This window comes from Amycolatopsis sp. NPDC005232 (assembly GCF_040607795.1).
In the GTDB taxonomy this organism is placed as follows: domain Bacteria; phylum Actinomycetota; class Actinomycetes; order Mycobacteriales; family Pseudonocardiaceae; genus Amycolatopsis.
Genome location: NZ_JBEXHL010000009.1, coordinates 283,056 through 309,270, shown reverse-complemented (window position 1 = coordinate 309,270; position 26,215 = coordinate 283,056). Strand labels below are relative to the sequence as shown.

General features: G+C 70.7%; 24 protein-coding genes. 3 read left to right on the top strand and 21 right to left on the bottom strand.

Annotated features, from left to right (window positions below):
• Positions 1 to 44 precede the first annotated feature (44 nt).
• The 13 genes from ABZU76_RS20155 to ABZU76_RS20095 all read right to left on the bottom strand — a co-directional run bounded on the left by ABZU76_RS20155 (position 45) and on the right by ABZU76_RS20095 (position 14,965).
• Entirely contained in the window at positions 45 to 1,055 is a 1,011-nt protein-coding gene (locus tag ABZU76_RS20155) for a BadF/BadG/BcrA/BcrD ATPase family protein (protein ID WP_354871542.1), read from the bottom strand.
• On the bottom strand, positions 1,052 to 2,317 hold the full coding sequence (locus ABZU76_RS20150; protein WP_354871539.1) for a 6-phospho-beta-glucosidase: 1,266 nt from the start codon (positions 2,315 to 2,317) through the stop codon (positions 1,052 to 1,054). The genes ABZU76_RS20155 and ABZU76_RS20150 overlap by 4 nt, the downstream gene beginning before the upstream one ends.
• Complete coding sequence (locus ABZU76_RS20145; RefSeq protein WP_354871536.1) at positions 2,314 to 3,204, bottom strand: carbohydrate ABC transporter permease; 891 nt, start codon at positions 3,202 to 3,204, stop codon at positions 2,314 to 2,316. The genes ABZU76_RS20150 and ABZU76_RS20145 overlap by 4 nt, the downstream gene beginning before the upstream one ends.
• The gene (locus tag ABZU76_RS20140; protein ID WP_354871533.1) at positions 3,201 to 4,229 is read right to left on the bottom strand and encodes a sugar ABC transporter permease; all 1,029 of its coding nucleotides are present in this window, start codon (positions 4,227 to 4,229) and stop codon (positions 3,201 to 3,203) included. The genes ABZU76_RS20145 and ABZU76_RS20140 overlap by 4 nt, the downstream gene beginning before the upstream one ends.
• Positions 4,226 to 5,602, bottom strand: coding sequence for an extracellular solute-binding protein (locus ABZU76_RS20135; RefSeq protein ID WP_354871531.1), 1,377 nt, complete (start codon positions 5,600 to 5,602; stop codon positions 4,226 to 4,228). Before ABZU76_RS20135 ends, ABZU76_RS20140 begins: the two co-directional genes overlap by 4 nt.
• Positions 5,603 to 5,622: 20 nt before the next feature.
• Positions 5,623 to 6,864, bottom strand: coding sequence for an ROK family transcriptional regulator (locus ABZU76_RS20130; protein WP_354871612.1), 1,242 nt, complete (start codon positions 6,862 to 6,864; stop codon positions 5,623 to 5,625).
• A 211-nt stretch (positions 6,865 to 7,075) separates the two neighbouring features.
• Complete coding sequence (locus ABZU76_RS20125; protein WP_354871528.1) at positions 7,076 to 7,444, bottom strand: hypothetical protein; 369 nt, start codon at positions 7,442 to 7,444, stop codon at positions 7,076 to 7,078.
• Between the two features lie 372 nt (positions 7,445 to 7,816).
• Positions 7,817 to 8,830 carry an NAD(+) diphosphatase gene (gene nudC, locus ABZU76_RS20120; RefSeq protein WP_354871525.1) on the bottom strand — a complete coding sequence of 338 codons (1,014 nt, stop codon included), beginning with the start codon at positions 8,828 to 8,830 and terminating at the stop codon, positions 7,817 to 7,819.
• Positions 8,830 to 10,215, bottom strand: a complete 1,386-nt coding sequence (locus tag ABZU76_RS20115) for a pitrilysin family protein (RefSeq protein WP_354871522.1) — start codon at positions 10,213 to 10,215, stop codon at positions 8,830 to 8,832. The genes nudC and ABZU76_RS20115 overlap by 1 nt, the downstream gene beginning before the upstream one ends.
• Positions 10,212 to 11,507: a pitrilysin family protein gene (locus ABZU76_RS20110; protein WP_220246484.1), complete on the bottom strand. Its 1,296-nt coding sequence runs from the start codon at positions 11,505 to 11,507 to the stop codon at positions 10,212 to 10,214. Before ABZU76_RS20110 ends, ABZU76_RS20115 begins: the two co-directional genes overlap by 4 nt.
• Before the next feature lie 9 nt (positions 11,508 to 11,516).
• Positions 11,517 to 13,184, bottom strand: a complete 1,668-nt coding sequence (locus ABZU76_RS20105; RefSeq protein WP_354871519.1) for a DUF2207 domain-containing protein — start codon at positions 13,182 to 13,184, stop codon at positions 11,517 to 11,519.
• Complete coding sequence (locus ABZU76_RS20100; protein ID WP_354871517.1) at positions 13,174 to 13,863, bottom strand: DUF2207 domain-containing protein; 690 nt, start codon at positions 13,861 to 13,863, stop codon at positions 13,174 to 13,176. Before ABZU76_RS20100 ends, ABZU76_RS20105 begins: the two co-directional genes overlap by 11 nt.
• Positions 13,864 to 13,867: 4 nt before the next feature.
• On the bottom strand, positions 13,868 to 14,965 hold the full coding sequence (locus tag ABZU76_RS20095) for an RDD family protein (RefSeq protein ID WP_354871514.1): 1,098 nt from the start codon (positions 14,963 to 14,965) through the stop codon (positions 13,868 to 13,870).
• A 352-nt stretch (positions 14,966 to 15,317) separates the two neighbouring features.
• On the opposite strand from ABZU76_RS20095, the gene ABZU76_RS20090 reads away from it, so the two are divergent.
• Complete coding sequence (locus tag ABZU76_RS20090; RefSeq protein ID WP_354871512.1) at positions 15,318 to 16,322, top strand: stage II sporulation protein M; 1,005 nt, start codon at positions 15,318 to 15,320, stop codon at positions 16,320 to 16,322.
• Here the strand turns inward: ABZU76_RS20090 and ABZU76_RS20085 are convergent.
• The 6 genes from ABZU76_RS20085 to ABZU76_RS20060 form a co-directional block, all read right to left on the bottom strand.
• The gene (locus ABZU76_RS20085) at positions 16,319 to 17,095 is read right to left on the bottom strand and encodes a ricin-type beta-trefoil lectin domain protein (RefSeq protein ID WP_354871510.1); all 777 of its coding nucleotides are present in this window, start codon (positions 17,093 to 17,095) and stop codon (positions 16,319 to 16,321) included. The genes ABZU76_RS20090 and ABZU76_RS20085 overlap by 4 nt on opposite strands.
• A 124-nt stretch (positions 17,096 to 17,219) precedes the next feature.
• Positions 17,220 to 18,512 carry a DUF58 domain-containing protein gene (locus ABZU76_RS20080; protein WP_354871508.1) on the bottom strand — a complete coding sequence of 431 codons (1,293 nt, stop codon included), beginning with the start codon at positions 18,510 to 18,512 and terminating at the stop codon, positions 17,220 to 17,222.
• Positions 18,513 to 18,515: 3 nt separating this feature from the next.
• Complete coding sequence (locus tag ABZU76_RS20075; protein WP_354871505.1) at positions 18,516 to 19,499, bottom strand: MoxR family ATPase; 984 nt, start codon at positions 19,497 to 19,499, stop codon at positions 18,516 to 18,518.
• Positions 19,496 to 20,635, bottom strand: coding sequence for a DUF4350 domain-containing protein (locus ABZU76_RS20070; protein ID WP_354871503.1), 1,140 nt, complete (start codon positions 20,633 to 20,635; stop codon positions 19,496 to 19,498). Before ABZU76_RS20070 ends, ABZU76_RS20075 begins: the two co-directional genes overlap by 4 nt.
• Positions 20,632 to 21,267: a DUF4129 domain-containing protein gene (locus ABZU76_RS20065; RefSeq protein ID WP_354871500.1), complete on the bottom strand. Its 636-nt coding sequence runs from the start codon at positions 21,265 to 21,267 to the stop codon at positions 20,632 to 20,634. The genes ABZU76_RS20070 and ABZU76_RS20065 overlap by 4 nt, the downstream gene beginning before the upstream one ends.
• Complete coding sequence (locus ABZU76_RS20060) at positions 21,261 to 22,532, bottom strand: hypothetical protein (protein ID WP_354871498.1); 1,272 nt, start codon at positions 22,530 to 22,532, stop codon at positions 21,261 to 21,263. Before ABZU76_RS20060 ends, ABZU76_RS20065 begins: the two co-directional genes overlap by 7 nt.
• Before the next feature lie 386 nt (positions 22,533 to 22,918).
• Here ABZU76_RS20060 and ABZU76_RS20055 point away from each other — a divergent pair, with 386 nt between their 5' ends.
• Positions 22,919 to 23,917, top strand: coding sequence for a neutral zinc metallopeptidase (locus tag ABZU76_RS20055; RefSeq protein ID WP_354871609.1), 999 nt, complete (start codon positions 22,919 to 22,921; stop codon positions 23,915 to 23,917).
• 148 nt (positions 23,918 to 24,065) lie between these two features.
• On the opposite strand, the gene ABZU76_RS20050 is transcribed toward ABZU76_RS20055, so the two are convergent.
• Together ABZU76_RS20050 and ABZU76_RS20045 are read right to left on the bottom strand one after the other, a co-directional pair.
• Positions 24,066 to 24,485: a hypothetical protein gene (locus ABZU76_RS20050; RefSeq protein WP_354871606.1), complete on the bottom strand. Its 420-nt coding sequence runs from the start codon at positions 24,483 to 24,485 to the stop codon at positions 24,066 to 24,068.
• A 154-nt stretch (positions 24,486 to 24,639) separates the two neighbouring features.
• Positions 24,640 to 25,722: an NAD-binding protein gene (locus tag ABZU76_RS20045; RefSeq protein WP_354871495.1), complete on the bottom strand. Its 1,083-nt coding sequence runs from the start codon at positions 25,720 to 25,722 to the stop codon at positions 24,640 to 24,642.
• Between the two features lie 106 nt (positions 25,723 to 25,828).
• Here ABZU76_RS20045 and ABZU76_RS20040 point away from each other — a divergent pair, with 106 nt between their 5' ends.
• A complete protein-coding gene (locus ABZU76_RS20040) occupies positions 25,829 to 26,212 on the top strand; it encodes a hypothetical protein (RefSeq protein WP_354871493.1) in 384 nt (127 codons plus the stop codon).
• The last annotated feature ends 3 nt before the right edge of the window (positions 26,213 to 26,215 follow it).

Here is a 26,215-nt window from a genome sequence, read left to right as displayed (position 1 = left end):
GGCGTTCGTTGCGCTCAACGCACCGAACGCCACATTGGGTGCGCTCAACGCACCGAACGCCACATTGGGGTGCGTTGGGTGGCCGCCTTCAGGGCGGCTTTGGCCGAAGGTGGGGCACCCAGCTCGTCGAGGCCGAACAATGCCGCGCCGACGACGGGGTTCACGTCGACCACCCGCACCACCGCCCGCGGAGCCACCTTCAGGCAGCGCCGCTCGATTTCGGAGATCACCGACGGGCCGACGCCCGTGAGTACTCCCCCGCCGAGCACCACCTCGGGTGCCGACTGGGTCAGGTCGAGCTGCCGCAGGATCACCGCGGCGAACACACTGACCTCCTCCACGAAGCGCGTCACGACCTGCTGCGCGACCTCGTCGCCGGCGGCGGCGACGTCGAACAGCAGTGGGCACAGCCCGTGGATCCGGGCGGAGTCGATCTCCTTGAAGTGCAGGCCCTGCACCACGTCGAACACTCTCGAAACACCGAAGAAACCCGAAACCGCCGCCTGCAGCGCCGTAGAAGGCCCGCGGCCGTCTTCCGCCCGCACGGCCCACCACAGGGCTTCCTCACCGAGGCGGTAACCGCCGCCCCAGTCGCCGGAGATCTTGCCCAGCGCGGGAAAGCGGTGCACGCGCCCGTCCGGGCCGACGCCGGCGCCGTTGATCCCGGCGCCGCACACCACGGCCACGCCCGTGCCGTCGGAGCTGCCTGCGCGCAGCAGAGCGAGCACGTCGTTGCCCACGTGCAAGGTGGAGCTCCAGCCGCGCGCGAACAACGCGGCGTGCAGCGCCTCTTCCTCACGCGGGAAATCCAGCCCCGCGAGGTAAGCCGAGGTGTGCACGCCGAACGGCCGCGCCGTCGGCAGACCCGCCGACGTCAATGCCGAAAGCACCAGCGTCTCCAGCGCCGCGACGCAGCCGTCGACGCCGACGTTCTGCGGCGAGGCGCCGGGGCCGCGCGATTCGGCGAGCACGTCGCCCTCGCGCGACACCACGAGCACCTCGGTCTTGCTGTTGCCCCCGTCGATCGCCACGACCGCGGGCCCGGCTTCGCTCATCCGCGCGCCCACGGCAGGAAATCGCGGTTGATCGACACGAGGGAGTCGGCCAGCTGGTCGGCCTTGGTGTACTGGCCGACGAGCGGGTGGGCCAGTAGCGCGTCGGCCACGCGGTCGCGTCCGCCCTTCACAGCGGCTTCGAGGGCAAGGTGCTCGTAGGCCGTGACCGCGGCGATGAGGCCGGCGAAGCGCGGCTCCACCGTCTGCTGCGGTATCGCCCGAGCACCGTCCGAATCCACAGAGGACGAAACCTCGATCACCGCGTCATCGGGCAGGAAGGAGAACGTGCCGTCGTTGCGCACGTTCACCACGTGCTCCTCGGCCGGCCCGCCCGCCGTCAGCGCGTGCACGAGCTGCACGGCGGCCTCCGAGTAGTACGCGCCGCCGCGCTTCTCCAGCGAATCCGGCTTGGTGACCTGCTCGGGGTCGAGGTAGATCTTCAGCAGCTCCTCCTCGACGTCGCTCACCACCTCGGCGCGCGGGCGTTCCGTGAGCTGCTTGGCCACCTGCGCGTCGTGCGAGTAGTAGTACTTCAGGTAGTACGACGGCACGGCGTTCATCCGGCGCATCCACTCGACGGGCGCGGTCACCTCCTCGCCAAGGAACTCCGCGTGCTTGTCCAGCAGCTCGGGCAGCCGGTCGACGCCGTCGACGAGCACGCCGCGCTCCCAGCTCAGGTGGTTGAGTCCGGTGTGGACGAGCCGCACGTCTCCCGTCGACGCACCGAGCAGCTTGGCGAACTTCCGCTGCAGGTTGATCGCGACGTTGCACAGCCCCACCGCGCGGTGGCCTTCCTGCAGCAGCGCCCGCGTGACGATGCCGACGGGGTTCGTGAAGTTCACGATCCAAGTGTCGTCACCCGCGACCTTGCGCACGCGCTCGGCGATGTCGAGCACCACCGGCACCGTGCGCAGGGCCTTCGCCAAACCGCCCGCGCCGGTCGTCTCCTGGCCGAGGCATCCGCACGCGTGCGGGAACGTCTCGTCCGACGCCCGCGCCTTCTGTCCGCCCACCCGCAGCTGGATGAGCACAGCCGAAGCGCCTTCGACGCCTTCCTCCAGGTTCGCGGTGGTACGGACCCGCGCCGGGTGCCCGGCGTGGTCGAGCAGCCGCTGACTGAACCCGCCGACGGTCTCCACGCGGTAGGAGTCCGGGTCGATCAGCACGATCTCGTCGACATCCAAAGTGGACCTGCGGCCCGCGATGCCGTCGACCAGTTCCGGCGTGTAGGTGGACCCGCCACCGACGACTGCCAGCTTCATCCCTTGACTCCCGTGAACGTGATGCCCTTGACGAACGACTTCTGCGCGAACACGAACAACACGATCACCGGCGCCATGATCAGCGCGGTCGCGGCCATCGTGAGGTTCCACTCCACGTGATGCATGCCGCGGAACGAGGCGATGGCCAGCGAAAGCGGCCAGTTGTCCTGGTTCTCACCGGTGTAGAGCAGGGGTCCGAAGTAGTCGTTCCAGGTGAACAGGAAACAGAACATCGCGGTGGCCGCGATTCCGGGCTTGGCCATGGGCAGCAGCACCCGCGTCATGGCCCGGAACTCGTTGCAGCCGTCGATCTTCGCCGCTTCCAGGTAATCCTTGGGAATGGTGAGGAAAAACTGGCGCAGCAGGAAGATCGAGAACGCGTCGAAGAAGAAGTACGGCACGATCAGCGGCACGAGCGTGCCGGTGAGGCCCATCCGCACCCACAGGTCGTACAGCGGCACGACGGTGACCTGCGGCGGCAGCATCATCGCGGCCACCGTGAGCATGAAGAACAGGTTCTGCCCACGCCACTTGACCTTCGCGAGGCCGTACGCGGCCGGGATGGCCGACACGAGCGCGCCGACCGTCGCGAGCGACGAGTACAGCAGGCTGTTGCCGAAGTACTCCAGCAGAGGAGCCTTCCGGAATACCTCGACGAAGTTCTCGAAGTGCCATTCCGTGGGCCACAGGCTCGACGTCATCGCCTGGTCGCTCTTCATCACCGCGGTGAGGAACACGAACAGCAGCGGCAACACGAAGATCACACCGAGCGCGATGCCGATGGCGTGGGTCGCGATGAAGCCCAGCCGCTTGTCCCACTGGCGCTTGAACTGCACGCGTGGTGGGACGGGAGCCGCGGGTTTCGCAGGAGCCGAAAGCGTCGTCATGCCCCCTCCTCCTGGTGTTGGGATTTACGCAGCTGCCGCACCAGCACCCACGTGAAGGCCGCGGACACGATGAACAGCAGCACGGCCATCGCCGCCGCGTAGCCCATGTTGAAGTAGCGGAAACCCTGTACGTACAACCAGATCGGATACGTCAGCGTAGAGTTCTCCGGCGCGCCGATGAGTTTCGAGTTGCCGGCCACGTCGGCAGTGCCCGCCGAGGCGGACGACGCCACGATGGCTTGGGTGAAGAACTGCAGCGCGTAGATCATCGAGTTGACCACGCCGAAGAGCAGCACCGGCGAGATCGTGGGCAGCGTGACGTGCCAGAACTTGCGGACCGCGCCGGCGCCGTCGAGCTCGGCGGCCTCGTACTGCTCGGTCGGCACGTCGAGCAACGCGGCCAGGATGATGATCATCAGCTCGCCCGAACCCCATAGCGCCAGCAGCGTGAGGGACGGCTTCGACATCACCGGGCTGTTGAACCACAGCCCGCCGTCGATGCCCACGAGGTGCAGGAACCGGTTCACCGGGCCGAACTGCGGGTTGAACACGAAGACGAACGCGAGCGTCGCCGCGGCCGGCGGCGCGAGCGTGGGCAGGTAGCACAGCGTGCGGACCAGGCCGACGCCCGACTTCAGCCGCGAGATCACCGACGCGACGCCGAGCGAGAACAGCACCCGGCAGATCGTCAGGATGATCACGAGCCACAACGTGTTGTACGCGGCGGTCTTCACCAGCGGCTCGCTGGTGAACATGCGCACGTAGTTGTCGAACCCGATCCACTGTGGAGGGTTGATGAGGTCGTAGCGGGTGAACGAGTAGTACACCGTGGCGATGAGCGGGTACCCGAAGAAGATCAGGAACCCCAGCGTCGCCGGCGCCATGAAGTAGAACACCGTGCGACGGCGCTTGGCCCGGCGGGATCCCGCCCGCACCTTGGCAGGTGCAGGCGGGATCGTCGCCTCAGTGGGGAGGACCTGCGACGAGGTACTCGTTACCGCCGAGGCGCCGTTGGACAGAGTCATCCGCCCGATCCTTTTTGCGCCAGCTCGTCGTTGACTTGGGCGTCGACCTGCTTGAGGCCGGCGTCGAGATCGGGCACAGAGCCGGCCTGCCACTTCTCGGCGAAGTCGTTGACCGCCTTGAGGAAGGCGTCACCGATCGGCGTGGACGGGTTGGCGACCAGCTTGCCGCTGCCGTAGATGTCGAGGAACGTCTTGAACTGCGGCGGCGCGTCGAGTTTCGGCGAGGACAGCGAAGCCGTGGTGCTCGGCACGTTCTTGAGGCCGTTGGCCATGTCCACGAGCGTGTCGGTGTCGAGCGTGACCTGCTTGATCAGCTCCCACGCGGCGCCGGGGTTCTTGGCGCCCTTGGGAATCGCGATGATCGTGCCGGTGGCGAAGCCGGCACCGTAGTGGTCGGCCATGCTGTCGAGCACCGGCGCGGGCGCGGTGGCGTAGTTCAGCGTCGGGGTCTGGTCCTTGATGAACGCGGTGCGGAACTCACCGTCGTACATCATCGCCAGCTTGCCCTTCTGGAAGCCGTTGTCGGCGGAGTACTCGTCGCCGAGGCCGGCCTTGAACTTCTCGACCTTGTCGTGGCCGCCGTAGAAGTCGATGAGCTTCTTCTGGAACTCGAACATCGCCTTCCAGCCGGGGCTGGACGAGATCGACGACTTGCCGTCCGGACCGATGAACTGCGCTCCGAAGTTCGGAGCCCAGTACTGCGCCTGGTTGGCGTAGAACGGCATCGCCGGGATGAAGCCCATCGTCTTGATCGAGCCGTCCGGGTTGAACTCGGTGAGCTTCTTCGCGTCCTCGAACAGCTCGGTCGTGGTCTTCGGCGGCGAGGAGATGCCGTGCGCCGCGAACATGTCCTTGTTGTAGTACAGGCCGTAGACGTCGGCGAGCATCGGCATGGCGCAGCGCTTGCCCTGGTACGACGTGTAGTCACGCACGGCCTGGGGGATCTGGTTCACGTCGATCTTGTCGCGGTCCAGGTACGGCTTGAGGTCCTGGAAGCTGCCAGTGGAGCACCACGCGCCGAGGTTGTCGGTGTAGAAGGAGATGGCCACGTCGGGCGGGTTGCCGCCGCGGATCGACTGCGTGAGCTTGTCGTCGTCCTGGTTGCCCTCGTGGTTGATGGTGATGTTGGGGTACTTGGCCTTCAGCTTGTTCAGCGCGGCCGTGACCACGCCGTACTCGCGGTCGGTGAACTTGCTGTAGACGGTGAGGGTGAGCTTGTCGTCCTTGTTCGGCGGCGCGGCGGCGTCGCCCGAGCCGCTCGGCGCGGCCGCGCCGCACGCGGCGGTCGCCAGCAGCGTGGCGGCGGCCGCGGCGGACAGCAGCAGAGAACCACGCCTTCGCGCGATCCTCCGGATGCGGGTCGTGGGGGCCATGACCCTCCTCCTCATGGTGGTTACTCGGTCGGGGACGGGGCAGAGCTCGGGAGTGCCGTCCGAGGCACTCCCGCTGTGTCCTCCAAGGGCCGACGCGACCCGCGGAGCGTGGGGGTGACGACGCCGAAGACGTCTTCACGGGCGGTGGCGAGCGCGGACTGCAACGCGCCCGCGCGCACGGCGTTGCCCTGCACCGAAGCGAGCGCGACGGGGGTTCGGGGCAGGACCAGTTCGTGGAGTTTTCGTGCGACTCGCTGGGCGAATTCGTCGCCACCGGCGCGGCTCGTGTCGCCCGAAAGCAGGATGAGCTGCGGGTCGGCAACGGCCACGAGGCTCGCGAGACCGCCGGCGACGCGGCGGGCCAGGTCGTCGAGGAAGGGTTGGTGGCTTTGGGTTGTCGCTTGGATTACCGCTTGCGGGCCTGTTTCGGCAGTGAGGCCGTGCGCGTGGGCGAGCCTTGCGATGGCGGGCGAGTCCACGAGGTTGCCGAATCGTGCGCCGGCCTCGGGCCAGCGGTCACTAGTGTCCACAGTGGACGGATCGGGCACGCGCATCCAGTCGATCTCGCCGCCACCGCCGGTCGCGCCGCGCAGCAGCCGGCGCCCGATGACCACGGCGCCACCGACGCCTTCGGAGAGCCACACCATCACGACGTCGTCGACTTCCTGGGCTTTCCCGACCGTCATCTCCTCGACGGCCACCAGGTTCACGTCGTTCTCGATGGTCACGGCGATCCCGAGCTCTTCGCTCAGCCTTGCCGGCACGTCGAACCCCAGCCAGCCGGGGATGTGGGGCGCGGAGGAGAGCAGGCCCGTGCGCGGGTCGAACGCGCCCTGCGCGCCGATCACGACGTTGGCCAGGTCGTCGAGGTTCTTGCCGGCTTTCTTGGTGACGTGCTTGAGCGCCTTGCCGAACGTGCCGATCACGTCGGCGCCCTCGTGCACAGGCAGCTCGACCTGATACTCCGCTTCGACCGTCCCCGCGACATCCGCGATCACGAAATCGGCGACGTGCGGCGTGAGATCCACGGCGGCGACGTGGGCGAGACTGCCGTTGACGGCCCACAGCTGGGCCCGCGGCCCGCGTCCGCCGCCCGCGCGTTCGCCCGCTTTGCCCACGAGATTGTCCTGCTCGAGGCGCGTGAGCAGCTGCGCCGTGGCCGGCTTGGACAGCCCGATCACGACTTCGAGCTCCGCCCTCGTGAGCGGCCCGCCGCGCAGCAACGCCTCGATCGCCGCGCGATCGTTGATCTCGCGCAACATCCTCGGGCTTCCGGCGCGCACTCGTGGCCCCTTAATTAGGATACTTTACAGACGGTTTCGGGCGACTGTAGTGAGCGGGGCCACATCGCGTCAATGGTCATCCGGAACGAGCGGGTAACACTTCGAGTCCAGGAGGTTTCGGGCGCGGCGGTGGGTGACTGAGCGGGTGCTCAGCGTGCGCGCGGCGTCAGAGGCAGGTCTCCGGAGGCCGTCAACCGCCGTAGAAGTCGCCCAGCGAGGTGCGGGTGTAGGAAATCAGCAGGTCAGCCTGGGCGAAGCCGGCGGGCAAGCACTCGCGCACGCCGTCAAGGAGCTCGCCGAATCCGACGGGAGGCGTCACCACGTGGGCGAGCGGATGGTGTTCGCGCAGCTGCTTCATCAGGTCGGCGATGTGGATCACGGCGGCATCGGCGTCTATCCGCCACAGCCAAGCCAAGATCTCGCCGTACGCGGCCGGCGGCCGCGCGACCGCTTCCCGGGCGGTGGTGCGAAATCGGTCGATCAGCACGGTGGCTGTTCCGGCGACACTGGCTTGCCTCAGCGCACTGAGGACGCTCCGCGGAACGACGACGGTGTCCATGAGCCCCATGCTGGCACCGAGCAGCCGTGGTCGACGGAGGCTCGCCGAGCGCAGCCGGTTCGAGGAAACGACGGCACAGGGAAATCACGCTACTGCGAAACGAAAAGAGCCCCGGGCGAAAATGGCCCCCTCGCCTGGTCAGGAGTCAGTAAGCGGCGACCGGAAGATCATTCACCGTCGAAGTCTTCCTCGTTGTCGCTGGTTTCGGGGTGGCTGTCGTAGATCACCGAGCAGCGTGCGGTCCGCCGTCCTCGCACGCACCGAAAATGGTTCGCCGAGTCGCGCTATACAACGAGCAATCGCACCGCGAAACGACAAAGGCCCTCCCCGGCTCAAGCCGGGAAGGGGCCCTGTCACGAGCAAAACCGAAGGTCACTCCTCCGCGTCAGCCCACGCCTTCAGCATCACGCGAGCGATCGACGAGTTACCCGGCAGAATGATCTCCGACGCACCACCTGCGATCGGAGTCGGGACGGCCTCGCCGCCCGCGCTGTTGCGGAAAGCGGCACGAACCTCGTCGCGGGAAACCCACAGGGCTTCTTCGATCTCGCCGTCCGCGGGGACCAGCGGGGCGGAGCGGTCGGCGCGGGCGGTGAAGCCGAGCATGATCGAGCGAGGGAAGGGCCACGGCTGGCTGCCCAGATAGCGGATGTCCGTGACGGAAGCGCCCACTTCCTCGCGGATCTCCCGCGACACGCAGCCCTCCAGCGACTCGCCGGCTTCGACGAAGCCGGCGAGAACGGAGTAGCGGCCCGCGGGCCAGACCGGCTGGCGGGCGAGCAGCACGTGGGAGCCGTTGACGCCGTCCTGGTCGTGGACGAGGCAGATCACGGCCGGGTCGGTGCGTGGGTACTCCTCGTGGCCCTTGGCCTCGCACTTGCTGGCCCAGCCGAACTGGATCAGGTTCGTGGGTGAGCCGTCGCGGGTGCAGAAGCGGGCCTGGCGCCGCCAGTGGCGCAGGGCCTGCGCGGTGGTGAACAGGCCGGCCGAGGTGTCGTCCAGCTGGTCACCGTAGCCGCGCAGCTCGACCCAGATCTCGCCGTCGACGCGCGGGACCTCTTCGACCACGCCCCAGCTGCCGGACATCTGCACGGTGTCGACGTCGCCCTCGGGGCGGCCGGGCAGCGACCAGTAGTCGGTGTCCTCCCACTCGCCGAGGAACACCGCGTCGGCCGGGGGTTCCGTGCCGAAGTCGATGGCCTTGCGGGCGGCCAGCGAGGAGCTGCCCTCGGCCACCGGCGTGCGGCCGGTGTCGTCGAGCAGCACCACGCGGGCCTCGGACCACTTGGAGACGAGACGCTCCGGGTTGGTGCGCAACGTCTCCTGACGGTCCACAGTGGACCGCGACAGGGTCGGCAGCGACTCCAGGGTGAACGGTACGGTCATCAGTCGGCCGTCTCCGAGCCCACCGTCACGTCGCCCAGCGCCGTCAGCTTCGGCGCGAGCAGCTCCGCGTCGCCGACGACCACGCCGGTGAACCGCTTGGGCGCGAAGTACTCCAGCGCCACCTCGGCCACCTGCTCCCCCGTCACGGCCGCGAGGCGCGCCGGGTGCTCCTGCAGCCATTCGACGCCGAGGCCCGTGGTCGCCAGCGCCATCAGCTGCCCGGCCAGACCCGACTGCGACGACGTGGAAGTGAGCAGCGAGCCGATCGCGTACTGGCGCACCGACTCCACTTCCTCGGCCGTCGGCGGCACGAGACCGAGGCGCCCCAGCTCGTAGCGCGTTTCGAGCAGCGCGGCGGCGGTGACCTCGTTGGCCGTGTCGGCGTCGACGTTCACCACCGCGTTCTCGCCGGTGAACTCGAAGCCGGAGTGGGCGCCGTAGGTGTAACCCTTGTCCTCACGGATGTTCTCGACCAGGCGCGAGGAGAAGTACCCACCGAACGCCAGGTTCGCCAGCTGCAGCGCCGCGTACGACGGGTGCGTGCGGGCCACCGTCTGGGCCGAAAGCCGGATCTGCGACTGCACCGCGCCGGTGCGCGGCACCAGCAGCACGTTGCCGCCGGTCAGCTCCGGCAGCGTCGGAAGCACGAGAGCCGAGCGGTCCGAGGCCCAGCCGCCGAGCGCGCGTTCGAGCTCGGCCGGCACGGTGTCGGGGTCGATGTCGCCGACGACCACCAGCACGGAACCACGCGGCAGCACCGATGCCGCGTGCAGCGCCCGCACCTGCTCGGGAACGACAACAGCAACATCAGAAGCCTGCGGGACCTCACGCGTGACGGGGTGGTCGCCGTAGCGCTGCTTCTGCAACGCCTCCCGCGCGATCGTGCGGGGCTGCGTGCGCGACACCGCGATGCGCTCGATCAGCCGCTCGCGTTCACGGGTCACCTCGGCCTCGCCGTAGGTGGCGCCGGTCAGCACGTCGCCGAGCACGTCGAGCAGCGTCGGCAGGCCTTCAGCCAAGGCGGAACCGTTGAGGTACAAGCGTTCCGGGTCCACGCCCGCGCCGAGGTCGCCACCGATCAGCGCCAGCTCGGCGTCGATCTCCACGCGGTCGCGCTTCGCGGTGCCGGTGAGCAGCGTCTCGGCCAGCACCTCCGCGGTGGCCGGGTGCAGCGCGTCCTCACCCGCGAACGGGATCCACAGCCGCACCTCGACCAGCGGGACCGTGGCCTTGCGCACGGCGAGCACGCGCAGGCCGTTGCTCAGCGTGGTGTCCACATGGGACAGGTCGGTGGCGGCGCGCTGCGCGCCGAGCTCGGGCAGCGGACGCGGACCGGTCGCGGTGCGCCCGATCTCCTGCGCGCTGCGATGCGTAGCCGAAGTCACTGCTCGTCCATCCCTTCGGAGTTGGCGGGCTTCACGACGAGCACGGCGCGCGCGTCGGGGCGCAGCGCCTTCGCCGCGGCCGAAACGGCTTCGCCGGTGACCGCCGACATGCGGTCGGCCAGCCGGTGCACCAGCGACGCGTCGCCGTAGAGCAGCTCGAACGCGCCCAGCGCCAGCGTGCGCGACACCAGCCGGTCGTGTTCCGAGTGCAGGCTCGCGGCCCAGCGCGCGGTCACCTTCTTGAGCTCCTGCTCATCGGGCGGCGTCGTCGCGAGCTCGTCCAGCACCTCGTCGAGGGCGGCCAGCACGCGCTCGCGATCCACGTCCGGCGGGTGGATCGCGGTGATCGTGAACGTGTCGGGGTCGCGCGCCTCGAACGGGCCGAACAGCCCGGCGCCGGCACCGATGTCGACCACCAGCGGCTCGCGGTGCACCAGGCGCTGCTGCAGGCGGGAACCGTCACCGTCGGTGAGGACACCGGCCAGCACGAGGTACGCGAGGTAACCGTCGAGGTCATTGATCGGGTCGGGCATGCGGTAGCCCACGGCGATCGCGGGCAGCGGCGCGTGCGCGTCCTCGTGCTCGCCGTGCAGCTCCGTGGTGGGCAGCGGCTCGGCAAACGAAGGCCGCACCGGCGCGGGCCGGTGCGGCACGTCGCCAAAGTGCTTTTGGATGAGCGCCTTGGCGTTCTCCACCTCGAAGTCGCCGGCGACGGTGAGCACCGCGTTGGCCGGCGAGTAGTAGGTGTCGAAGAAGGCGGCGCAGTCGTCGAGCGTCGCGCCTTCGAGGTCCTCGAACGCGCCGTAGCCGTCGTGGGCGTTGGCGAACGTCGAGTACAGCACCGGCGGCAGGAGGATCCAGGGGAACCCGCCGTACGGGCGGTTGCGCACGTTGAGGCGGATCTCCTCCTTGACGACCTCGATCTGGTTCGCCAGGTTCTCCGCGGTCAGCTTCGGGGCGCGCATGCGGTCGGCTTCGAGGAACAGCGCGCGCTCGAGGGCCGCCGACGGCAGCACCTCGTAGTAGTCGGTGTAGTCGGGGTGGGTGGACCCGTTGAAGGTCCCGCCGCTCGACTGCACGTGGCGGAAGTGGGCCAGCTTCTCCAGGCTTTCACTGCCCTGGAACATCAAGTGCTCGAAGAGGTGCGCGAAACCCGTCAACCCCTCCGGCTCGGAGCGAAAGCCCACGTCGTAGTGCACGCTGACCCCGACAACAGGCGCGGTCGGGTCCGGGGCGAGCACCACGCGCAGACCGTTGTCAATCGTGAAACGGACGAGCTCGGGATCGGCCATGCCCCCACCCTACGCAGAGGACCCGACCCTCGGCTCGGCTGGTGGCACCCCTCCCAGCGCGTGGGGCGCGCTCTTGGTCGCGGCGCCGAGCGCGGCCAGGAAAGCGCTGGTCCGGACGGGTGTGGCGGGGGCGCCGAACCAGTACGCCTGAAGCGAACAAACCGGTTCCGCGCGCGTGCCGAGCCAACGGTCGGTTTCGCCGAGCGCGACGGCGTACGGAAGGGCGCGGGAGAAGATCAGTTCGGTGACTTCCGCCGGGGTGGCCAGTTCGGTGCGCAGGCCCCGGAGTTGGTCGCGCAGGAGGCTGCCGTCTTGCGTGCGCGGGGGCAGCCACTGGGCGAAGAGGGTGAGCGCGGCGCCGGTGGCGACCACGACCAGGCCGAGCTGGGCGTATCCGGCGGTGAAAGCGAGCAGGGCAGTGAGGAAGACGCCGTAGAAGCAGAGGCGGGCGGCGATTTTGGCGACCAGGGCCGGCCGGCGCGTGAGCCAGCCGCGGCGGACGACGGCGGTGCGCAGTTCGTCCTCGATGTCCGGCGTGATGGCCGACAGCGGCGCCGAATCGCCGGGGACGGCGGTTTCGTAGACCGTCCGTTCGAAGGCGGTGAGGTACCCGTCGGGTGGGTTGCGGCGGTGGAGGGTCCAGCCTTCTTGCCCGTCTTCGCCGACCCACAGGTAGTTGCGGACGCAGAGGTCGAGCACGGTGACGGCGACGTCGAGGTCGTCGGTACGGCCGGTGAGCAGGAACCCGACGTGACCGGGGAGCACACCCTGGGGTGAGGAGAACTGGCCGTCGACTTCGAGCCGGACCGGGAGCACGGCGGCCCGGTCGCGGCGGCGCAGGACCAGCAGCGTGACGAGGCCGGCGATGGCGAGCGCCGCGAGGGCGAGCCACGCGGCCAGGATCGGGGTGGTGACGAGGAAGGCGCCGGCCACGGACTTCGCGGGCACGAGCTGTTCGGTCGCGGGCACGGTGCCGGCGGGCAGCTCCGCGGTGAGCTCCACGCGGTCGCCCGGCGCCAGCTTCGACACCGACACGCGCGTGAGCCCGGAGTGGTCGAGCTGCGCGGCGCCGCACGGGGTGGCGGAGCCGGGCGGGCCCGCCAGGCAGACCACGGCGTCGGGCAAGTTCGGCGCGGCGAAGGTCGCGCGCAGCAGCTCCAGGCGGGTGTCCCAGCCGCCGGCGAGGTCCCAGGTCAGGTGCTCGACGCCGAGCGTCCTGCCGACGGTCCCGGCCACGGTGTAGCGGACCACCGAAGTGCCGCCGCGCAGGTCGACGACGATCTGGTCGTCCGTGGTTTGCGTGCTGCCGGAGCCCTCGATGCTGAGGTCGCGCACGGTGAGCACGCGGTCGTGGCCGGCGTCGGCGGAGGTGCGCAGCGGGAGGGTGCGCGTCATCGTGGTGCCGGCCGGGACGGAGACGGCCTCGGTGACGGACAGGGTGCCGTCGCGCTGGAGTTTGAGCGTGACCTCGGCGCTTTGCGGCAGGGCGGGCAGGTCCTGGGCTTGGGCCGGGGTCGCGGCGAAGACGAGGGCCGGGATCGCCAGGACGACGGCGAAGCTGCGGAAGCTACTGTGCCGATCGTTACCGATCCGACCACAGTCACGGCCGAATGACTTCGCGGCAACGGTTACGTGCCGCGCGGGGGTCGGCCTACTATTGGCCGGATCAGTAACCATGGCTGAGCACCTCGAAGCGGTTCTTGCCACGACGGCGGTGCAGCCACGTCGGCACGGCGGCGATCAGCAGCAGGACCAGGGCGAGCACGGGAATGCCCGGGCCCTTGAAGAAGTCGGCCACCGGGGAGACCGCGACGAACCGGGCGTTGGCGGGCAGCGCGCCGGGCGGGATCTCGACCGCGAGGTCCACGCGCTCGCCGCGGCGCAGGCCGTCCTGCTCGACGCGGGCGATACCGCCGGCACCGAGCTCGGAGAACGTGCAGTGGCGAGCCGAGCCGATCGCGCCGGCGTAGCAGTCCACTGTGGAGATCCCCGGGGCGCTGAACGCCGTGGTGAGGCGGGTGAGGTCGGCGTCCCAGCCGCCGGTGACCTGCCAGCGCAGCTGCCCGCCGCCGGCGACGGCTCCGTCCACTGTGTACGACAGGGTGGCGGGGCCGGTGTAGGTCGCGGCGAGGCCGTCGGAGTCCTCGTCGAGGTGGCCGGAGCCGGTGAGGCGGGCGTCGCGGACGGTGTAGACGCGGTCCTCGTCGTCGGTGGTGGCCACGCGCAGGGCGATGCGGTGAGTGGCGGGAGTGCCGGTGGTGACCTGTTCGGTGACCGTGACGGAGCCGTCGGGGTGGGCCGTGGCGGTGACGTCGGCGGTGAGCCCGGCGAGCGCCGTGGCGAGTTCCAGGAGCATCGGGTCAGCTCGGCGGGGTGAAGGGGTTCTCCGGCTCCGGCCCCCGCTCCGGCGGGGCCGGTGGCGCGGGCTGTTGCGGCGGGTACTGGGCGACCGGCTGGGACAGGTGCTGCGTGGCGGGCTCGAACTGCTGCGGCTGGGTCTGCTGCGCGACCGGCTGGAACTGCTGCTGCGGCTGAGGCGCGACCGGCTGGAGCTGTTGGGCCGTCGGCTGGACTTGCTGCTGGTACTGCTGAGTCTGCTGGGCGGCGGGCTCGAACTGCTGCGGCTGGAACTGCTGAGACGACTGCTGCTGGAACGGCTGCGGCTGGTACGCCTGCTGCTGCGGCCCCGCGTACACCTGCTGCGCCAGCCGCGCCTGGTCGCGGTTGCGCCGTTCCGCCAGCACCGCCGAGAGGAACACCCACGCCGGCATCCCGTGCGGCACCGCCACCCCCACAGCGTGCGCCGTCTGGTCGGCAAGCCCTTGGCCGAGCGCGTGGGCCGCGTCGGGCCGCAGCTCGTGGAAGCGGTTCAGGTACTGGCGCGCGGCGAGCGCCAGGTCGTCGGGCAGGCGGCTGAGGTCCAGCTGCGCAGCCCAGCCTTCGAGGCCCGGCGGCATCACGACCTGGGCCTGCGCGCTCTGCGGCACGCGTTCGCGGATCACCAGCGTGCCGGCCAGGTAGTCGCCGACGCGGCGGCCGTTCGACGAGCTCAGCGACGTGATCACGGCTACCGCGCCCAGGAAGCCGAGGGCCCAGAAGTCGACGAAGAAGCCGGCGAGCGCGCGGGTGAGGGCGTGGCGGAAGCGGATGGGGCCGCCGTCGAGCCGGACCACGCGCAGGCCCAGCGCCATCTTGCCCAGCGACTTGCCGCGGGTGAGCGTCTCGAACAGGACCGGGTAGCCGATCACGATCAGCACGAACACCGAAAGGAACAGCGCGATCGTGAGCGCCGGGTCGAGGTCGGACGAAGTTGCGGCCACGGTGACCACGACGATCAGCAGGAGCGCGCCCTGCACGAGCACGTCGAGCAGCATCGCGGCGCCGCGGCTGGCGAGCTTGGCCACCCGAAGGTCGAGGACCACAGCCTCACCGGTGACGAGATCGGACTCTTCCTGCACCAGGCCAGCCTAGTTGCCGGTCCGGCCAAAAGTAGGCGGACACCCAACCGAGCGCCGCCTGCATGTCGCAACGTTTCCGCCGTGACTGTGGCCGGATCGGCAACAGACGGCGCAGTTGCCGGTCCGGCCAAAAGTAGGCGGACACCCAACTCAGCGCCACCTGCATGTCGCAACGTTTCCGCCGTGACTGTGGCCGGATCGGCAACAGACGGCGCAGTTGCCGGTCCGGCCAAAAGTAGGCGGACACCCAACCGAGCGCCACCTGCATGTCGCAACGTTTCCGCCGTGGCTGTGGCCGGTCGGCAACAGACGGCGCACTGAGCCCTAGGCTGGGGTTCCAGGAGGTGATCCGGTGGATGTCGACGTCTTCGTCGCGGCGCACGGCGCGGAGTGGGCCCGGCTCGGCGAGCTCGTGCGGCAGCGCAGGCTGTCCGGGGCTCAGGCCGACGAGCTCGTGACGCTCTACCAGCGCACAGCGACGCACCTGTCGATCATCCGCTCGACGGCGCCCGACCCGGCCCTGCTGGCGCGGCTGTCGACCCTGGTCGCGCGGGGCCGTTCGGCCGTCACGGGCTCGCACAGCCCGGCGTGGCGCGAGGTGGCGCTGTTCTTCACCCGCCGTTTCCCGGCCGCGGTGTACCTCAGCCGGCGCTGGTGGATCCCCGCCGCGCTGGCGTCGGTGGTCGTGATGGCGGTGCTCGGCGTGTGGATCGCGAGCGACGAGTCCGTGCGTTCGGCGCTGGTCTCCCCCGACGAGATCAAGGCCATGACGGCGCCCGGCGGCCAGTACGAGACGTACTACTCGACCGGGCCGGCGAGCTCGTTCGCCGCGAAGGTGTGGACGAACAACGCGTGGGTGGCCGCGACCTGCCTGTTCCTGGGCGTCGCGCTGGGCCTGCCCGTGATCAGCGCACTGTGGCTCAACTCACTCAACGCGGGAATCGCCATCGGCCTGATGTCCTCGGCGGGCCGCGGCGACGTGCTGCTCGGCCTGCTGCTGCCCCACGGCCTGCTGGAGCTCACAGCCGTGTTCATCGCCGCGGGCACCGGCCTGAAGCTCGGCTGGACCGTGATCGACCCCGGCCGCCGCTCCCGCAGCGCCGCACTGGCCGAACAGGGCCGGTCCGTTGTCGTGATCGCGCTGGGGCTGGCGTGCGTGCTGCTGGTGTCCGGCGTGATCGAGGCCTTCGTGACGCCGTCGGGCTGGCCGACGTGGGTGCGCATCGGCATCGGCGCGGTCGTGGAACTGCTGTTCCTGACCTACGTCTTCACCCTCGGCCGTCGCGCCGCGCGTGACGGCGAGCGGGGCGACCTCGACCGCCGCTACACCGGCGACTCGCTGCCGGAAGCGGGCTAGCAGAGGCAGCTGCCCTCGAAGGCGATGGAGTTGCCGTCGTCGAGGGTGGCGCTGCCGGTGAAGCGGATGTCGAACTCGCCGGGGTCGGTGAGGACGAGCTTCGGGCTCGTGGCTTGCCCGTCGGCGCCGGTTTTGGCTTGTGCGGTTTCCTTGCCGCCTTCGAAGACCAGGACGTTCTGCGCCCGGGCGGCGTGGACGTAGAAGGTGACGGGCACGTCGGGCGCCGGCTGGCCGTTCTCGCCGATCACGCGGACCACGAACGGGTTCGCGGGGTCTTTCGTGGCCAGGTGCTGGCCGTTGCCGGACAGGATGGCGAGCGTGCGGCCACCCGCCGCCCACGCGTTGGACAGGCCCGGCAGCGAACAGACTTCCTGGTACAGCCGCGCGCCCGGCGTCGGCGCCTCGGCGGTGAGGCAGCGCGCGGAGGCGACGTTCGCGATCGTCACCAGCCCGGGGTTGCCCGCGACGCGGCGCCACTGCTGCTTGTGATCCCCGTCGGCGCACGCGGCCACCAGCACGCCCACGCCGTCGACGGGACTCTGCGCGGCGAGGCACTGTCCACTCGCGACATTGCGGTAGTGCTGGGAAGCCTTGTCGTACGTCCAGGCCGCGCCCGGGTCCTTCGCGTCGGCCAGCTGCACCTTGCCGCCGACGGTGGCGAGCGAGACGGTGCCACCACCGTCGGCGAGGTAGACGGGCGCGCCGTCGGCCGCGTACGCGACCCCGCCGGACCCGATGAACAGCAGCACCACCACGAACAGCAGCCGTCGCACGCGAGCACTCCCTCGAGCCGAAGTTGCTTCCGGCTTAACAGCACCGGCCGCGGCGGACCAAGGGGAGCCACTCCATCGGGTGCGGATCTCGTGCTGGACCACGTCGGCGCAGAACCCGACTCCCCTACAGCCGGCCGGCGGCCTTCAGCGCCAGGTACCGGTCCGCCAGCGCCGGGGGCAGGTCTTCCGGCACGGCGTCCACCACGTCGACGCCGCGGCGGCCCAGGCGGGCGGTGACGGAGGCGCGTTCGGCCAGCGTGCGCTCGGCGGCGGCGGCGTCGTAGACGGCATCGGCGTCGCCGCGGCCTGATGCCATCTCGGCGACGCGCGGGTCGGCCACGGAGGCGATGATCACCTGGTGCCGGGAGGTCAGGGAGCTGAGCACGGGGAACAGGCCCTCTTCGAGCGGTGCCGCGTCGAGGCCCGTCAGGAGCACGACAAGGGCGCGGCGGCGGGTGCGCTGGAGGATTTCCGCGACCATGCCGCGGGAGTCGGTCTCCACAAGGGACGGTTCGAGCGGCGCCATGGCGTTCACGAGCGACGGCAGCAACGTCGTGGCCGACGAGCCCGGCACGGCGGCGCGCATGTGGCGGTCGTAGGCCAGCAGGTCCACGCGGTCGCCGGCGCGGGAGGCCAAGGCGGCCAGCAGCAGCGCGGCGTCCATGGCGGCGTCGAGCCGAGGTGCGTCGCCGACGCGGCCGGCGGAGACGCGGCCGGTGTCGAGGACGAGCACCACGTGGCGGTCGCGTTCCGGGCGCCAGGTGCGGACCATCACGTCGGCCGCGCGGGCGGTGGCGCGCCAGTCGATGGAGCGGACGTCGTCGCCGGCCACGTATTCGCGCAGGGAGTCGAACTCCGTTCCCTGGCCGCGGATCATCACGGCGCTGCGGCCGTCGAGCTGTTGCAGCCGCGCCAGCCGTGACGGGAGGTGCTTGCGGCTGTGGAACGGCGGCAGCACACGCACCGACCACGGCACCTCGTGCGAACCCTGGCGCGCCGCGAGGCCGAGCGGTCCCGCCGCGCGCACGGTCACGCGGAACGCCCGGCGGTCGCCTCGGCGCGTCGGCAGCATCGCGGTGGTGAAGACCCGGCGTTCGCCCGGTGGCACGGAGATCCGGTGCCGGTCGTCGGCGCCCGCGCTCGGCGGCCACGCGTCGCGCAGCAGCCCGCGCACCGCGCGCCGGCCCGGGTTCGTGACGGTCAAGGCGACCTCGGCGGGCTCGCCAAGGCGCACGGAAGTGGTGCCACTGCGCGAAAACCGCAGCGCACGCACGCTGCCGGCGAACACGAGGTCCACGGCAACCAGCACGAGCAGCACCACGACGACGCCGAGCACGCCGGCCGCGGACGGGAACAGCAGCCCGACCACCAGCGCACCCAGCAGCGCCAGCAGCCCGAGCCGCCCGGTGAGGGCCACCGCTCAGCGCGGCACCGGCACGGAGGCCAGCACCCGGTCGAGGACCCCGTCGGCGGTCACGCCCTCGAGCTCGGCCTCGGGCCGCACGTCGAGCCGGTGCCGCAGCGCGGGCCGGGCCAGCGCCTTCACGTCGTCCGGCGTCGCGTAGTCGCGCCCGGCGAGCCAGGCCCACGCGCGCGTGACGGCGAGCAAAGCCGTTGCGCCACGCGGGGAAACGCCGATGCGCACGGCCGGCAGCTCGCGCGTCGCTCGGCACAGGTCCACGACGTAACCGATGACCTCGGGCCCGATCGTCACGCGGGCCACGGCCTGGCGCGCGGTCGCGAGCTGCTCCGCGCCGGCGACCGGGCGGAGGCCCGCGGCGGCGAGGTCCCGCGGATCGAAGCCCTGCGCGTGGCGCCAGAGGATGCCGATCTCGTCCTCACGCGAGGGCGCCGGCATGGTGAGCTTGAGCAGGAACCGGTCCAGCTGCGCCTCCGGCAGCGGGTAGGTGCCCTCGTACTCCACGGGGTTCTGCGTCGCGATCACCATGAACGGGTCGGGCAACGGCCGCGGCGTGCCGTCGATCGACACCTGCCGCTCCTCCATCGCCTCCAGCAGCGACGACTGCGTCTTCGGCGGCGTGCGGTTGATCTCGTCGGCCAGCATCAGGTTCGTGAACACCGGGCCCTCGCGGAAGGAGAACTCGCCGCTGTGCGCGTCGTACACGAGCGAACCCGTGACGTCGCCCGGCATCAGATCGGGCGTGAACTGCACGCGCTTGGTCTTCAGGTCCAGCGACGCCGCCAAAGCCCGCACCAGCAACGTCTTCGCGACGCCGGGCACGCCCTCCAGCAGCACGTGGCCGCGGCAGAGCAGCGCCAGGATGAGCCCGGTGACGGCCGCGTCGTTGCCCACCACGGCCTTGCCGACCTCGGCGCGCAGGGCGATCAAGGCCGCTCGCGCGTCTTGAGCCTGATTCGGCGCCTGCGTCTGTTCGGTACTCAAGACCGCTCCACCTCTCGTTCCACGCTGTCCAGTTCGTCCGCCAGCCGGACCAGCCCGGCTTCGTCGGCCGGGGGCGGACCGTAGAGCACGCCGCCGACCTCGGCCGGGTTCCGGCCCGTGCGCGCGCTCACCGTCTCGACGACCGCGGCCGCCTCGGCGTCACGTGGCAAGCCCAACCTCGTGCGCAGCCGCGCGCGGGCCGCTTCCCGCAACGTCTCCGCCGCGTGCCCGGCCGCGCCGCCCCGGCGGTACAGCCGCGCGCGGCCCTCGGCCGTTTCCGCCGCGCGCACCACGATCGGCAACGGTTCGCTCACCACCGCGCCGAGGCGGCGCGCGCGCCACAAAGCCAGCAGCACCACGGCGATCCCGGCCGTCAAAGCACCGTAGCGCCAGCCGGGCGGGATGAGTTCGTAGAAGGTCTTCTGCACGCCGGCGAGCGCGGGATCCGTCGGCGACGGCACGTACCAGACGAGCCGCTGGTGGTCGCCCAGCAACCGCATCCCGAGCGCCGCGTTGCCCTCGTCGGCGAGGCGGTCGTTGGTCAGCGGTGCGCCCGTGCCGAGCACGGTGACGGTGCCCGAACGGTCGGCGACCTGCACGAACGTCGGCGCGTCGCCGTCGCGGTAGCACTGGCGGGCTTCGGGGTCGTCGGTGCGGAAGCGCGTGCCGCCGAGCGTCACGGGACCGGCGCCGACCGCGGCGCCGACCGTGCAACCCGGGTCGAGCGTGGCGACGTCGGTGCTGCCGACCGCGCTCACCGTCGGGAGCACTTTGGACAGTGACTCCGGCCCCGGCGCCAGCAGCACGAGGTGCGCGACGCGACGGCGCAGGTCGACGAGGCCGTCGCCCGGAACCCGATCCGGCGCGGTGATCACGAGCGTGCCGCCGTCGACCTGCTCCAGCGCCTCGGCGATGGTGTGGACGGGGTGGACGTCGACGCCTTCTTCCTGCAGCAGGTGGGAAAGGGCGTGGCTGCCGTTCGGTTCGTAGGAACCCGGCTCGAGCTCGCCGCTCGTCTGGTCGCCGCGGCTGAGCACGAGCGCCAGCGCGACGACCACGATCAGCAGCAGGAGCGCGAGCGGAACCCGCACGCCGTGCCAAATACGCCGGAGATCAGGCGAGACAGAAGTGCTCACGCGCCCACCAGCACCGGCCGCTCACGGCGGACGCGGTCGTCGAGTTCGGTCAGGGCACGGTACGCGGCTTCGGTGCCGGGCCGGCCGCCGTAGTGCACGTCGTCGAACTGCCGGGCGCCCGCCGCGAGGTCGGCGGCGAGGGCAGGCAGCAGCGCGCCCGCTTCGGCGGCGGCTTCGTCGGCCGTGCGGCCGGTGCGCGAGTCGAGCAGCGCCCGTTCTTCGAGGCCGCGCACGATGGCGCGGAAGCGCTCACGCACGGCGTCGGCGAACTGTCCTTGTGCGGCAGCCTGTTCGGCCGCCTTGCGGTACTCGCCGGCGCTGCGGCGGCGGCCCGTGAAGACCTGCCGCGCCGCCCGCGCCGCGCGTCCGACCTTCCCGACGCGCAGCCGCACCACCACGATCAGCACGATCAGGAGCCCGATGATCAGCAGCAGACCCAGCGGCCCGCCCGGCACGCCGGACAGGCTGTTCAGCAGCTCGCTGAACAGCTCGCCGAGCCAGTGCGCGAGCTGTTGCAGCACACCGGGCCGAGCGGCCGCGTACGACGGGTCGCTCAGCTCCTGGATCGCCCGCAGGTGAGCGGGGTCCCGGTCGATGTCGACCGGGACGTCGGTGAGCAGGAACGTCACCACGCCTGCCGCGGCGCCGGCGGCGGGTTGAGGCCCGCGGCGCGCGCCAGCTCGATGTCCATGCCCTCGCGGCGCATCCGCTGGTCGATGTAGAGGACCACCGTGACCAGCGCGATGAACGGCGCGACGATCGTCCTCGCGATCACCACGCCCACCGCGCTCAGCACCAGGCCACCGGTGGTCTGGACCGGCGCCGTGGCCTGCGGGTCGAACAGGCCGGAGAACGCCCCCGAGCCCAGGTCGAACGGGATGGCGATGATCGCCGAGATCAGGTAGCCGATCACGGCGGCGAGCAGCAGGATGCCGAGCACGCGCCAGAACGCGCCCGACACGAGCGTGCGCGAACGGCCGAACGCCTGCCGGATCGTGCCGCGCTCCAGGATCAGCGCGGGACTGGCGAGCGCCCAGAACACGTACGGGATCACGGCCGGCAGCAGGCAGAAGATCGCGGCGACCATGGTGGCCAGCGCGTACAGGACCGTCAGGCCCAGCAGCGGAAGCAGCCGCGGCGCGGCTTCGCGCAGCGCCGTGCGGAAGTCGACGGGACGGCCGAGCACGGCCTTGCCCATGACCACCGTGAGGAAACCGGTGAGGAACGTCTGGCCGAGCAGCGTGATGATCAGCGTCGGGATCAGCGACAACGCGGTGCTGCCCAGCAGGTTGTACATCGCGTCGAGCGCTTCCTGCTGCGTGGCGGCCGGACCGAGCGTCGCGACGCGGTTGAGGTCGGGCTGCACCACGAGCTGCACGATGAGGTTCAGGCCCGCCACGAACACCGCGATGACCGCCGACGTGCCCAGGATCAGCGCCGGGTAGCGGCGGATGGCGGTGATCGCGCCGTCGAGGATGTCGCCGACGTTGAGCGGGCGCAACGAGATCACGCCGGGTTTGCCGAGGCCGTGCGGGGTCCAGCCACCCTGCTGCCCATAGGCGCCGGCGGGGTACTGCGGCATCGGCTGCCCGTACTGCTGACCGGGCGACTGCCACTGACCACTGGGCGGCGGGGTCTGCTGCTGCCCCGGCGACTGCCAGCCGCCGGACGGCGGGGTCTGCGGGGTCTGGGGCTGCTGCGGCGAAACGCCGCCGGAGCCGGGCGTCTGCGGCGAGCCTTCGGGCTGCGCGGTGCCGGACGCGGGCGTGCCGGACGCGGGCGTGCCCGTGGATCCGGTCTGTTCAGGACTGGTCGGTTCGGGACGCTGGAAACCCTGGCTCGGGGTGGGCGCGTCGTCGGGTGCGCCGGACCCCGGCGAACCGGGTGTGTTTGTCATCGAAGCCCCTCGTACTCACGACCCGTCACTTGCTGCCGCTCACTCTTCCAGAGGCGCCCAAACCGGGCCAGACCTGGGGTGACACCCGGGTCGGGTGACGGCGTCGGCACGAGTGGTGCGTACGCCCCCCGTTCCCCCGATATGCTGAACGGAAGCCGGGGGCCGCCCGGCCCGTGCCGAGACCCTCCGGGACTGCCCTGATGACGCAACCGCCTTACGGCCAGGTGCCGCCTCGCGGGACCGTTCAACCACCGCCGGTCCCGGGTCACGGACCCGGCAGGCAGGGACCCGCGGGTCCCCCGCCCCAGGGTCCGACGATGCAGGGTCCGTCGATGCAGGGCCCGCCCCAGGGACCTCCGCAAGGGCCGCCGCCGCAGAGCCCGTGGATGGGCCAGTACCCACCGCAGCGCTTCCCGCCGCAGCACCAGAAGAAGTCGCCGGGCGCGATCATCGGGATCGCGCTCGGTGCCGTCACGGTGCTGGTGCTCGGGGTCGTCGCGATCGTCGCGCTGAACCGGCCGAGTCAGAACGTCAACGCCACCGGCTACCAGAACCCGCCGGCACCCGCGCCGACCAGCGCGTTCGAGCTGCCGCCCAACAACGGCTCGTCCTCCACCGCGTCTTCGGCGCCGACTGAGTCCTCCGAACCGAGCTCCGCCGGCCCGCAGAAAATCCTCAAGCTGGCCGACCATCCGATCCTGCAGGACCCCAACGCCGGGCTGCAGAACCGCGTCTGCGATCTACCGACGTGGCAGAGCACGCAGTCGGGCGCGGAAGCGTTCTTCACCTCGGCCAGCAAGTGCCTCGACGCGGCGTGGGGCCCGTTCCTCCAGGCCTACAACCTGCCGTTCACCCCGCCCGCGCTGCACTTCCCCACCGGGCCGAGCTTCGAAACCGCGTGCGGCACGATCCAGGTCGGCATCGCGACGGCCGCGTACTACTGCGAGGACAACCTGTACGTGCCCTTCGCGGGGCTGCAGACCGACCAGTACGGCAACAACCCGGGTGTCTACCTGGCGTTGTTCGCTCACGAGTACGGCCACCACGTGCAGGAGGTCGCCGGGATCATGGACGCCGCGTGGCAGAAGATCTACGCGGCCGGCCAGAACAGCGCCCAGGGCCTGGAGATGTCGCGGCGCAAGGAGCTGCAGGCCCAGTGCTTCTCGGGCATGTTCCTCGGTGCCCACGTGGACCAGGGCGGCACGATCACCCGCGACATGTACAACAAGGCCTGGAACGACCAGGAGACCCGCGGCGACAACACCTCCCACAGCCACGACCACGGCACCAACGCGCACTACGCCTACTGGTGGCGCCAGGGCGCGAAGGCCAATCGGATCGCCGACTGCAACACGTTCGCGGCGCCGTCGTCCCTGGTCAGCTAACGCGCCCCAATGTGGCGTTCGGTGCGTTGAACCGGGCCTGGGCGCGCAGCGCCTCCGTTGAGGGTGGTGGCGGGGGCATGGATGGAGCACCCAATGTGGCGTTCGGTGCGTTGAGCGCAACCAATGCCGCATTGGGGTGCTGGGGCGGTCAGTGCAGCAGGGCCAGTTTGCCGGGACCCTTGATGACCAGGAACGCGTACGTGCCGCCGGCGAAGCATGCGAAGACCAGCAGCACCAGCGCGACCGGCCCGCGCGAGTCCTGAGCGCCCGCCGAGGTGTCGGCCGCGCTGACGGTGATCGGGCCGTCGGCCGGAGCGTCCACGGGCACGCCGACCTCGACGCGTTCGCCCTTGGCATGGCCGCAGCCGTTGAGCGTGCCCTGGCGCGGCTTGCCGCCGAGGCTGAACGTGACGGACTCGACCGGGTTCCCCGCCGAGCACGCGGCCGGCTGGGTCACTTCGGCCTGCACGGGCGCGCCGGCCTCGTCGCCCGCGATGCCGAACAGGCCGGGCCCGGCGAGCCACGCCAGCACCACCACAAGCACGCCGGCGGCAGCCGGGATGCCCACCTGCAGCCACCTCTGGACTGAGGTCTTGCTCGTGAGGTCGGAGAGCTGCACGCCGCCATGGTTCCAGATCCACGGGGCAAAACCCAGTGAGGTCCCGACCACCGGCGTCACCCTCCGCCGATCGGCCGTCACCCAGTGGTCAAGAAGTCACGGATCAGGATTCGACCTTGTCGGCCGAGGTGACCTTCTTGACGTACAGCAGCCGGTCGCCCGGTTCGATCGCATCGGCCTGCGGGGCGTCGACGCGGTAGAGCACGCCGTCGCGGACCACGCCGAGCACGATGTCGGGCAGGTGCCGCGGCGAACCGCCCTCTTCGGACGGCTCCACGGCGCGCTCGGCGATCGCCAGGCCCGACTCCGGCGTGATGAGGTCCTCGACCATGTCGACCACCAGCGGCGTCGACGTCGCCATGCCCAGCAGGCGCCCGGCCGTCTCGCTCGAGACCACGACCTGGTTCGCGCCCGACTGCTTGAGCAGGTGGACGTTCTCCGCCTCCCGCACCGACGCCACGATGTGCGACTTCGGCGCCAGCTCACGCGCGGTGAGCGTGACCAGCACGGCGGTGTCGTCGCGGTTCGGGGCAACGACCACGGCCTTCGCGTGCTGCACGCCGGCCACCCGCAGCACGTCGGACCTGGTCGCGGAACCGTGCACGGTCACCAGGCCCATCGAGCTCGCCGCCTCCAGCGCCTGCTGGTCGGTGTCGACCACGACGATGCGGCTGGGCTGCACGTCCTCGTCGCCGAGCAGCGCGTTGACGGCCGAGCGGCCCTTGGTGCCGAATCCGACGACGACGGTGTGGTCACGCACCTTCGTCCTCCACTTCTGGATCTTGAATGCCTGCCGGGAGCGCTCCGTGAGCACCTCCAGCGTGGTCCCGACGAGGACGATGAGGAAGAGCACGCGCAAGGGCGTGATGATGAGGACGTTCACGAGCCGCGCCGAGGCCGAGGCCGGCGCGATGTCGCCGTAGCCGGTCGTGGAGAGCGAGACGGTGGAGTAGTAGATCGCGTCGAGGAAGGACACCCCGTCGCCGTTGACGTCGCGGTAGCCGCCGCGGTCGGCGAATACGATCAGCACCGTCGCCAGCAGGGCGAGCAGCGCGCCGATGATCCGCTTGACGATCGAGCGCATCGGGCTCGTGGTGAACTCCGGCATGCGGATCACGCCGACGAGCTCGTGGTCGGGGCGGTCGTTGAGCCGGACGTTCAGGGGCAGCCGTTTCAAGGCTTTCATGCACCGGCTCCCCGCGGGTGTTCGGCGTCACTCACAGCGGGGAGGATAGCCGAAGGTCATCGCCCGCACACCCGTCGCGCTGATCACGTTGTGGCAGGCTGGACGCATGTCCGACTCGAGCAGGCCGCAACGGCCCGCGTACTGGCTGGCCGGTTTCCTCGCCTCCGCGGGCCTGACGCACTTCCTGCGCCCGAAGCAGTACGACGCGCTGGTACCGGAGGAGCTCCCCGGTTCGCGTCGAGCATGGACGTACGCCTCGGGCGCCGCCGAGCTCGGCGTCGCGGCGGCCATCGCGCTGCCCCGGACCCGCCGGTTGGGCGGGCTCGCGGCGGCGCTGCTGTTCGTGGGTGTGCTCCCCGGCAACGTGAAGATGGCGCTGGACTTCGAACGCAAGAAGCTGGCGGCGCCGGTGCGCGCGGCGGCCTGGTTCCGGTTGACAGCACAGTGGCCGCTCGTGAAATGGGCGTTGAAGGTTCGCGACAACGCCTGAGCC

What these genes read in the sequence shown, in the direction of transcription:
- ABZU76_RS20155 (WP_354871542.1), bottom strand. Translation starts at nt 1,055, where the DNA reads ATGAGCGAAGCCGGGCCCGCGGTCGTGGCGATCGACGGGGGCAACAGC.
- ABZU76_RS20150 (WP_354871539.1), bottom strand. Translation starts at nt 2,317, where the DNA reads ATGAAGCTGGCAGTCGTCGGTGGCGGGTCCACCTACACGCCGGAACTG.
- ABZU76_RS20145 (WP_354871536.1), bottom strand. Translation starts at nt 3,204, where the DNA reads ATGACGACGCTTTCGGCTCCTGCGAAACCCGCGGCTCCCGTCCCACCA.
- ABZU76_RS20140 (WP_354871533.1), bottom strand. Translation starts at nt 4,229, where the DNA reads ATGACTCTGTCCAACGGCGCCTCGGCGGTAACGAGTACCTCGTCGCAG.
- ABZU76_RS20135 (WP_354871531.1), bottom strand. Translation starts at nt 5,602, where the DNA reads ATGGCCCCCACGACCCGCATCCGGAGGATCGCGCGAAGGCGTGGTTCT.
- ABZU76_RS20130 (WP_354871612.1), bottom strand. Translation starts at nt 6,864, where the DNA reads ATGTTGCGCGAGATCAACGATCGCGCGGCGATCGAGGCGTTGCTGCGC.
- ABZU76_RS20125 (WP_354871528.1), bottom strand. Translation starts at nt 7,444, where the DNA reads ATGGACACCGTCGTCGTTCCGCGGAGCGTCCTCAGTGCGCTGAGGCAA.
- nudC (WP_354871525.1), bottom strand. Translation starts at nt 8,830, where the DNA reads ATGACCGTACCGTTCACCCTGGAGTCGCTGCCGACCCTGTCGCGGTCC.
- ABZU76_RS20110 (WP_220246484.1), bottom strand. Translation starts at nt 11,507, where the DNA reads ATGGCCGATCCCGAGCTCGTCCGTTTCACGATTGACAACGGTCTGCGC.
- ABZU76_RS20105 (WP_354871519.1), bottom strand. Translation starts at nt 13,184, where the DNA reads ATGGTTACTGATCCGGCCAATAGTAGGCCGACCCCCGCGCGGCACGTA.
- ABZU76_RS20100 (WP_354871517.1), bottom strand. Translation starts at nt 13,863, where the DNA reads ATGCTCCTGGAACTCGCCACGGCGCTCGCCGGGCTCACCGCCGACGTC.
- ABZU76_RS20060 (WP_354871498.1), bottom strand. Translation starts at nt 22,532, where the DNA reads ATGACAAACACACCCGGTTCGCCGGGGTCCGGCGCACCCGACGACGCG.
- ABZU76_RS20055 (WP_354871609.1), top strand. Translation starts at nt 22,919, where the DNA reads ATGGGCCAGTACCCACCGCAGCGCTTCCCGCCGCAGCACCAGAAGAAG.
- ABZU76_RS20045 (WP_354871495.1), bottom strand. Translation starts at nt 25,722, where the DNA reads ATGAAAGCCTTGAAACGGCTGCCCCTGAACGTCCGGCTCAACGACCGC.
- ABZU76_RS20040 (WP_354871493.1), top strand. Translation starts at nt 25,829, where the DNA reads ATGTCCGACTCGAGCAGGCCGCAACGGCCCGCGTACTGGCTGGCCGGT.